This window comes from Romboutsia sp. (assembly GCF_056995035.1).
Genome location: NZ_JBXKIW010000090.1, coordinates 21,027 through 30,075, shown reverse-complemented (window position 1 = coordinate 30,075; position 9,049 = coordinate 21,027). Strand labels below are relative to the sequence as shown.

Annotated in this window: 10 protein-coding genes; all 10 read left to right on the top strand. The window is 28.3% G+C overall.

Going from position 1 to position 9,049, the window contains the following annotated elements; all coding sequences use genetic code 11:
* Positions 1–943 (top strand): putative NPN-dependent ornithine cyclodeaminase (locus AC11VW_RS14490; protein WP_484302143.1); only part of this gene is annotated, 943 nt, incomplete at its 5' end.
* Entirely contained in the window at positions 943–1,173 is a 231-nt protein-coding gene (locus tag AC11VW_RS14485) for a GIY-YIG nuclease family protein (protein WP_484302144.1), read from the top strand. The genes AC11VW_RS14490 and AC11VW_RS14485, both read left to right, overlap by 1 nt.
* A 205-nt stretch (positions 1,174–1,378) precedes the next feature.
* Positions 1,379–2,215 carry a L,D-transpeptidase family protein gene (locus tag AC11VW_RS14480; protein ID WP_484302142.1) on the top strand — a complete coding sequence of 279 codons (837 nt, stop codon included), beginning with the start codon at positions 1,379–1,381 and terminating at the stop codon, positions 2,213–2,215.
* Positions 2,216–2,513: 298 nt separating this feature from the next.
* Positions 2,514–3,395 carry an efflux RND transporter periplasmic adaptor subunit gene (locus AC11VW_RS14475; protein WP_484302141.1) on the top strand — a complete coding sequence of 294 codons (882 nt, stop codon included), beginning with the start codon at positions 2,514–2,516 and terminating at the stop codon, positions 3,393–3,395.
* On the top strand, positions 3,395–4,102 hold the full coding sequence (locus AC11VW_RS14470) for an ABC transporter ATP-binding protein (RefSeq protein WP_484302140.1): 708 nt from the start codon (positions 3,395–3,397) through the stop codon (positions 4,100–4,102). The genes AC11VW_RS14475 and AC11VW_RS14470 overlap by 1 nt, the downstream gene beginning before the upstream one ends.
* 14 nt (positions 4,103–4,116) lie before the next feature.
* Complete coding sequence (locus AC11VW_RS14465) at positions 4,117–5,328, top strand: ABC transporter permease (RefSeq protein ID WP_484302139.1); 1,212 nt, start codon at positions 4,117–4,119, stop codon at positions 5,326–5,328.
* 155 nt (positions 5,329–5,483) lie between these two features.
* Positions 5,484–5,840, top strand: coding sequence for a hypothetical protein (locus AC11VW_RS14460; protein WP_484302138.1), 357 nt, complete (start codon positions 5,484–5,486; stop codon positions 5,838–5,840).
* 341 nt (positions 5,841–6,181) lie between these two features.
* A complete protein-coding gene (locus AC11VW_RS14455; RefSeq protein WP_484302137.1) occupies positions 6,182–7,129 on the top strand; it encodes an ATP phosphoribosyltransferase regulatory subunit in 948 nt (315 codons plus the stop codon).
* 13 nt (positions 7,130–7,142) lie between these two features.
* Positions 7,143–7,763 (top strand): ATP phosphoribosyltransferase, encoded by a 621-nt coding sequence (gene hisG / locus AC11VW_RS14450; RefSeq protein ID WP_484302136.1) that lies wholly within the window; start codon positions 7,143–7,145, stop codon positions 7,761–7,763.
* A 1-nt stretch (position 7,764) separates the two neighbouring features.
* Complete coding sequence (hisD, locus tag AC11VW_RS14445) at positions 7,765–9,045, top strand: histidinol dehydrogenase (protein ID WP_484302135.1); 1,281 nt, start codon at positions 7,765–7,767, stop codon at positions 9,043–9,045.
* The last annotated feature ends 4 nt before the right edge of the window (positions 9,046–9,049 follow it).

The window sequence follows — 9,049 nt, the reverse complement described above, 5'->3', positions numbered from 1 at the left end:
ATATTTTAAAATAAATAGAAAGTGGGTTTTAGCACAAGAGAGTAGAATGGATTGTGTTGTAGTTGTTAAAAATGATGAAGAGGTTGAAGTAAAGGAATTTAGAAATTTAAAAGTTGGGGATAAAGTCGTTATAGGCAGAACTGAAGATGCTAGTGAAGGAATTTATTTATATCCTTATGGATTTTGTAAAGATGAAGAGGATAGAGATGTATTTGCATTTAGATCAGGTAGGTCAAGAGAAACTTCTTACACTAAAGATTATGAAAATTTATATGAGTTATTAAAATATGAAAAAGAACATGGGTACGTAGTTTGGGTATTAGGTCCAGCTGCAGTATTTGCTAAAGGTGCTAGAGATGCCATGACATACTTAATTGAAAACGGATATGTTAATGCAATGCTTGGTGGGAATGCAGTAGCAACACATGATTTAGAAGGTGCAATGTTTAACACAGCTCTTGGACAGGATATATATACTCAAGAGTCTATAAAAGATGGGCATTATCATCATTTAGATTTACTAAATAAAGCAAGAAAAACAGGATCAATAGAAAAATTAATAGAAGAAGAAAATATAGATAGTGGTATTATTCATGCATGTATAAAAAATGACATACCTATAGTATTAGGAGGGTCTTTAAGAGATGATGGACCTCTTCCTATAGTAATATCAGATGTATATGAAGCTCAAGATGCAATGAGACATCATGTAAAAAGAGCTACAACAGTAATATGTTTGGCTACTCAATTACATTCTATAGCCACAGGTAATATGACACCTTCTTATAGGGTTGTAGATGGAAAAGTAAGACAAGTATACTTCTACTCTGTTGATGTTTCAGAATTTGCAGTGAATAAATTAAGAGATCGAGGAAGCTTAGAAGTAACTACAATAGTTACAAATGTACAAGACTTCTTAGGTAAATTAAAAGATAATTTGTAATAAATAACAATAACTTAGGTAAAAGACTTGATACTTATAATAAGGGAAAAGGTGCTAAATATACAGTGTATAGGCTGCCAGTTAGGTTGATATACTTTGAAGAGTTTAATTCTAAAAATGAAGTATTAAAAAGAGAATATGCAATAAAGAAAAAAGGAAGAGTTAATAACTCTTCCTTAATTTCATTATGTATTACATTATTATTTTTTATATGTTCAACAAAATTATGAGACCTAGTCCTGTAATAGGTGAAATATAATTCAATCATCTTTTCATTTACATGAATATATATAATAGTTTTATTTTTGATAAACATAAAAGTTACAATATTTTAACTTGAAAAATACCCCTATATACATTTATTATGTTTATAGTATATAAAAACAAAATTATATACGAAATGACAATTAAGTACATTTAAGGGGAAAATATATCGTGGAAAGTAAAAAAACAACAAAAAAAACAACTTTATTGCTATTATCATTATTATTTATTTTTAGTACCATAAAAGCTTCTTCAATTTTATTCAATATGTCTGATAAACAACAAAAAACAGTTGTAAAACATGTTCAAACTCCTCCTAAAAATTACCCTAAAAGGGAATTAGAGTATAGAGATGAAGGGGAAGATGTAAAATATATACAACAAAGGTTGAAAGCTTATGGATATGATATAAGTACAGAAGGAATATTTGGATGGGGAACTCATGAAGCTATATTTGATTTTCAATATAAAACAAATTTACCTCAAACAGGAAAAGCCGATCTGAAAACTATAAAAGAACTATCAAAAAAAGCAACTGAAAAGACTAAGTATATTCCTCCCAAAAATATAGATTATACTTATATTAATTGGGATATAAACAAATTTGTAAATGAAAATGAAATAAGAAGCTATACTAACTATTTGTTAGTTACTTGCATAGAAAACAAAATAACTTATGTATTTAAGGGTAGTGTAGGTAATTATGAACTTATAGATAGTTTTTATTGTAGTGTAGGATCAAAGCAAAATCCAACAAAACAAGGCCAATTTAGGGTAGGAGTAAAAGGAAATTCTTTTGGGCAAGATAAAGGTTTTCAAGCTAAGTATTTTACTCAAATTGATGGAAATTATTTATATCATTCTGTTATATACAATAAAGAAGGAACTAGCGTTGTAGATGGTTCTTTAGGTGATTCCGTGAGTCATGGATGTATAAGACTTGCTACAGAAAATGCTAAATGGATATACGATAACGTACCAGAGGATTCAACTATTATTGTAAAGTAAGGAACCGAGACTAGTAGACTCGGTTCTTTTTTATATGCAAAGTTTATTTCTCCCAATTTTTTTAGCTTAATATAATTTAATACCTGCAACTTCTTGTAGTTTTAAGGAGTTAATAAAATAGTTTCATCTATTTTATTAAAGCATATTAGATTAGTTTGATGTTAATTATAGTATTATTAATTTTTATTTGGATTACTTACATATTATTGCATATAATATATTATTGCATACAATACATAATCATTTTAAATATTATATATTGAAAGGAAGGTGAACACCTGATTTAAATCAGGGGAATATGAAAAAATGGATTTGGATAACGCTGAGTATAGTAGTAATTATTGCAGCAGGAACTTGGATAACTTATTCTAAACAACCTAAGGGAGTAGAAGTTAAAACTAGCAAGATACAAGAAAAAGAAATAAAGGCCTATATATCTACTACAGGAGATATATTATCTAAAGACAAACAACAGTATTTTGGAGAACAAGGTATAGTTGATGATATTAATGTAGAGGTAGGAGATGAGGTATCAAAAGATGATATTCTTATGAGCTTCGAAACTGCTTATAAAAATAAAAATTTGAGAAGTGATATTGATGGAGTTGTATCAGAATTAAATGTCTCAAAAGGTCAAATGAATTCATTAACACAACCTGCTGTAGTGGTTCAAGATGTAGAAAATCTACAAGTAGAAGTTCAATTAAGTAAGTATGATGCACCAACTGTAAAAGTAGGTCAAGATGTAGATATAACTTATAACGATAAAGTATATAAAGGTAAGGTTTCTTCTGTTGATCCTACTGCTGATAAAAATACAAGTAATACAATGGGAACTAATTCTTCAGATGTATATCAAAATGCTTATATAAATATATTTGATCCAAAAGATTTAGTAATAGGATTTAATGTAGATGTTGATATACTAATAAATCAAAATGATAAAACATTAGTTGTTCCTATAGAATCTATAGTTTCTGATAATGAGGACAATGATTTTGTATATATTGTGGAAAATGGCAAAGCAGCTAAAAAGGATGTCAAACTTGGAATAATTTCTGATACTGAAGCTGAAATAAAATCAGGCCTTGAAAAAGGAGAAAAAGTTATATTAAATCCAGGGAATGATATATCTAAAGGAGTAGAAGTGATCATTGTTCCTAAGGGGGAAAATAAGTAATGTCTATGTTGGAAGTTAAGGACGTATACAAAACATATGTAACAGGAGATATAAAATACCAAGCATTAAGTGGCGTAAGTCTTTCGGTTGAAAAAGGGGAATTTACTTCTATAATGGGTAAATCAGGTTCTGGTAAATCAACATTTATGAATATACTTGGATGTCTTGATAAAATGAATTCTGGAAATTATATATTAAATGGTCAAAATGTAACTAATTTAAGCGATAACGAATTGGCTTATATAAGAAATAAGGAGATTGGATTTGTTTTTCAATCTTTTAACTTACTTCCTAGAATGAACATACTAGAAAATGTAGAACTTCCTATGATATATGGGGGAATAAGTTCTAAGATGAGAAGGAAAAAAGCTATGGATGCTCTTGAAAAGGTAGGACTTTCAAATTGGATAAAGCATAAGCCAAATGAAATATCTGGAGGACAAAAACAAAGAGTTGCCATAGCGAGGGCTATAGTTAATAGTCCGAATGTTATAATGGCAGATGAACCTACTGGAAACTTAGATTCTGTTGTAACGGGAGAAATACTAAAGATATTTCAGCAGTTAAATGAAGAGGGATCTACAATAATAATGGTTACCCACGAAGCAGAAGTAGCTCAATATACTAAAAAAATAGTTAGGTTTTCTGATGGAAAAATAGTATCAGATAGTATGGTTTTAAATAGAAAAATAATAGGTGAAGATTAGAAGGGGGTGAGTATGTGAAAATAAACTTTGCTGAAAACTTAAAAATGGCTATAGATAGTATAAGAGCTAATAAGTTAAGGTCCTTTCTTACTATGTTAGGAATAATAATAGGTATAAGTTCTGTTATAGCGATATTATCCCTTGGAGCAGGGGGTACAGCATCTATAACAGGTCAATTTGAAAAAATAGGTTCATCTACTGTAAATATAAAAGTTGATGAACAAAAAGGTCAAAAGAGCGATTATTTTAATTTAAAAGATACAGATATAATACTTAAAAGAGTAGATATAGTTAAATATGCATCTACTATGACACAACTTCAAGGAAGCATAGAAACATCAAAAAAATCTAAATTCTCTGTTATTACAGGTGGGAATGAAAATTTACAACAAATAAATGGACTTGAAATATTATACGGAAGATTTTTCAGTCAAAGGGACTATTTAAAAGGAAATAATGTAATAGTTATTGATCAAGTTAGTGCAAAAAATTTATTTGGATATGAAGATGTAGTTGGTAAATCTGTAAATATAGGTTCTCCAATGTCACCTAAAAAGGCAAAAATAATAGGTGTATCTAAGTCAGTAGGCCTTATGCTTGCGGGAGAAGGAAGTGAAATGCCTGTATTTGTATATACACCAATTACTTTTATGCAAAAATTGTATCCAAATATGTTAATAAACTATTTAAGTATTATAGCAGATTCTAAGGATGAGACAGAAGAAGCTAGTAATTTATCTCTTAGAATATTAGAGAATATCCATCATAATCAAGTGAGGAATGTTTATAAGGCAGAAAGTGTATTAAAACAACTAGACCAAATAAACTCTATATTTGCTATATTTACTTCATTTATAGCAGCAGTTGCTTCTATTGCACTTCTAGTAGGGGGAATAGGAGTTATGAATATAATGCTAGTATCTGTAACAGAGAGAACTAGAGAAATAGGTATTAGAAAAGCATTGGGAGCAACAACGCATACAATATTAGTGCAGTTTTTAACAGAATCTGTTATTATAACACTTATCGGTGGGATTATAGGTCTTATGTTGGGAATAATCGCAGCTTACGGATTAGGAAGTATTGCAAATATAACGCCAGTTATATCACCAGTGGCAGTTATAGGAGTTATATTATTTTCTTCTATCGTGGGTATTTTCTTTGGAATATATCCAGCTAGAAAAGCTGCAAAATTAAATCCTATAGACGCTTTAAGATATGAATAAAAAAAGATAATTTATAATAAATACTAGGCACTTACAAATGATTAAATATATAGTAAGTGCTTTTTTGTTTATTTACTCTAAAATATGCATATTACTTTATATTTAGTAAATTATATTAGTATGAATTAAAGATTAAAAAAAAAGGAAAGATAAGAATGTATTCTAATAGAAGACGCTCTCATGTTCATTTTATTCATCAGTATTGTACAAATACAAAAGAGTATACTGGAACAAGAATTGTGATATTTTGGAAAGATAGAGGCATAAAGGAAATAAAGGATATAGGGGATTTTAAAACTCATAAATATGAAAACCCAAAATCTAAAAATAATAAAGTCTCTAAGTGGGTAGTAGGAGAATGTACATTTAAAGATTTAGTAAAAAAAGAAATGGTGAATGAAAGCATTGATAAAAAATATAGGATGATTCATATATTATACGAGTCAGTAAATAATAAGATAGAAGATAAGATAGATGATATAGTAAAATTTGAAATAAATAAAATTAGATGAAAAATTAAAAAAGACTTGTAAAAAAATTATGGGGCATATATAATGTAAAACAATATATAAATTACTAAAATTCTAAATTTGAGAGGAGAACTTATTATGGTGACTTTAGTTGCGATAAAATTAAATACAAAATTAAATCATCATCATCATAGATCCCAGGGATTGTAAAGTGAACGAATTTTAGTTCATAGATACAAGCCCTAGTTGCGTTGAACAAATTAGGGGTTGTATCTATGATGGTTTAAAGATTAATCAATGTTACTTAGTAAATGATTAAGCCATGTAGGTGCAAGCACCTATGTGGCTTTTTTTATATATAAATTTTAAAGGAGGGCGAAAAAATGGAATTTTTAAAAATTAAGGATGAAATGGATTATGCAAGAAAAAGATATGAACTTAAAAGAAATATTGAAGATATGTTTACAAGTGAAGGGTACCTTCAAGTAGAACCATCAATATTTGAAGACTATAATAATTTTACATCTGTTAACAAAAAAATCGAAAAAGGATCTATGGTAAAAGTTTTAGATGGAAATGGAAAAGTACTTATTTTAAGACCTGATATTACAATAAACATAATAAAAAGCTTAATTCCAAGATGGGAGGATAACTTGAAGCTTAAACTTTTTTATAACTCTACAATTTATAGAAATAAACCAAATTCAAATATTAAGGAATTTAGACAAATAGGATGTGAATGCTTAGGTGAACCTTCCTTAGATTCAGAGAGAGAAATTATAGGATTGGTTTTAAAAATATTAAAAAGACATAGTGATGAATTTATTTTAGAAATTGGAAGTAGTAAATATATTAATAGCTTTTTTAAAGAACTTAATTTAAAAGAAAATATAGAAAAAGAAATAAAAGGCTTAATATATAAGAAAAATAAGTGTGAATTAATTGACTACTTACAAACTTTAAATTTAGATAAAGAAATGAACGAGTTGCTTATAAACCTTTTAGATCTTGAAGGAAACTTAGAGGATGTTATAAATAAATCTAAACTTCTTTACATGAACGATGATATGAAAAAATCTATAGAGGAACTTAAAGTATTAAAAGAATTTATAGAAGAATGTGGATATCTAAAATATATACACTTTGATTTATCCATGATTACTATATTGGACTACTACAAAGGCGTAATATTTAGAGGATATTATCCGAATTCTTATAAAGAGATTATACGTGGTGGGAGATATGATTCTTTAACAGAAGCATTTGGCAAAGAAATTCCTGCGATAGGTTTTTCAATAAATCTAGATGAATTAATGAAAGTTACTTTATAGGGAGGTGAAAAAAATGGATTATATAACGATAGCATTATCAAAAGGAAGAATTGGAAATGAAGTGTGTAAGAGGTTGAAAAAAATGGGATTAGGAGACTCTATTGACTTAGATTCAAGAAAACTTATTTTTAGAGATGAGAAAAATAAAATTATTTATATAAATGTTAAACCATCAGATGTAGTAACATACGTAGAAAAAGGAGTTGCTGATTTAGGAGTAGTAGGTAAAGATACTATTTTGGAAAGTGAAGAAGATGTATATGAAATCCTTGATTTAGGTTTTGGGAAATGTAAATTTTCAATAGCAGGAATAAAAGGCCAAAGTATTTATAGGAAAGATGAAGTATTAAAAGTAGCTACTAAATATCCTGAAATAGCTAAAAAATACTTTAAAGAAAGGCAACAAAAAATTGAAATAATAAAATTAAATGGTTCTGTAGAATTAGCTCCATTAGTTGGTCTTTCTGATGTAATAGTAGATTTAGTTGAAACAGGAAATACTTTAAAAGCAAATGGACTTGAAATAATAGAAGATATGTTGGATATAAGTTCTAGATTAATATGTAATAGAGTAAGTTATAGATTTAAATTTGATAGAATCAAAAATATAGCTCAATTATTTAAGGAGGATTAATATGCTAAAAATAATAGATTTTATTAAAGATAATGAATTTTTAAATAACCTTTTAGATAGAAGTCAATTCGAATATGATGAAGTGAATAAAGTAGTAGATAAGATTTTATATGATGTAAAAAATAGAAAAGATGAAGCGTTGAGAGAATATACACTAAAGTTTGATAATGTGGAGATAAAAGATTTCTTAGTAACTAAAGATGAAATAGATAGTGCCTTTGAAAATATAGATAAAAATCTAAAGCAAGATCTTATAAAGGCTAAAGAAAACATTGAGAAATACCACATTAAACAATTAAAGACATCTTATACACTAAATGAAGGTGAAGATATAGTTATAGGTCAAATAATTAGACCTATAGAAAAAGTGGGAATCTATGTTCCCGGCGGAAGTGCATCGTATCCATCAACTGTATTGATGAATGCAATACCTGCCAAAATAGCAGGAGTAGAACAATTAGTTATGATAACACCTCCAAATAAAGAAGGTAAAATAAAGGACTCTATACTTGTAGCTGCTTCTATAGCAGGAGTAGATAAAATATATAAAGTAGGGGGAGCTCAGGGAATAGGAGCATTAACTTATGGAACGGAAAGTGTTCCTAAGGTATATAAAATAGTCGGTCCAGGAAACATATATGTTGCAATGGCTAAAAAGAGAGTATCAGGTTATGTTGGAATAGATATGATAGCAGGTCCTAGTGAAATTTTAATAATAGCAGATGAATTTGCAAATCCAAAGTTTATAGCAGCTGATTTAATATCACAAGCAGAACATGATGAAATGGCAGCATCTATATTAGTTACTGATTGTGAAAATTTAGCAAAAAATGTAGTGAAAGAACTAGAAATACAAATTAAACAATTAGAAAGAAAAGAAATAATTAAAAAGTCACTAGAAAATTATGGAGCAATAATAATAACTAGTTCTTTAAGTAAGTCTATAGAAATCGCTAATGAAATAGCACCAGAACACTTAGAATTGCTTATACAAAATCCTTTTGATATATACAAAGAAATAAAGAACGCAGGAGCTATATTTTTAGGAGCATATTGTCCTGAACCAGTGGGAGATTATTTTGCAGGTCCTAATCATACATTACCTACAAGTTCAACTTCGAAGTTTTCATCACCATTATCAGTAGATGATTTCCAAAAAAAGACTTCATTACTTTACTACAGTAAAGAAGCTCTTATGAATGCTAAAGACTCTATTGTAAGGATTGCAAATGATGAAGGATTAACAGGCCATGCTAACTCAATAAAAGTGAGATTTGAATAGGGGG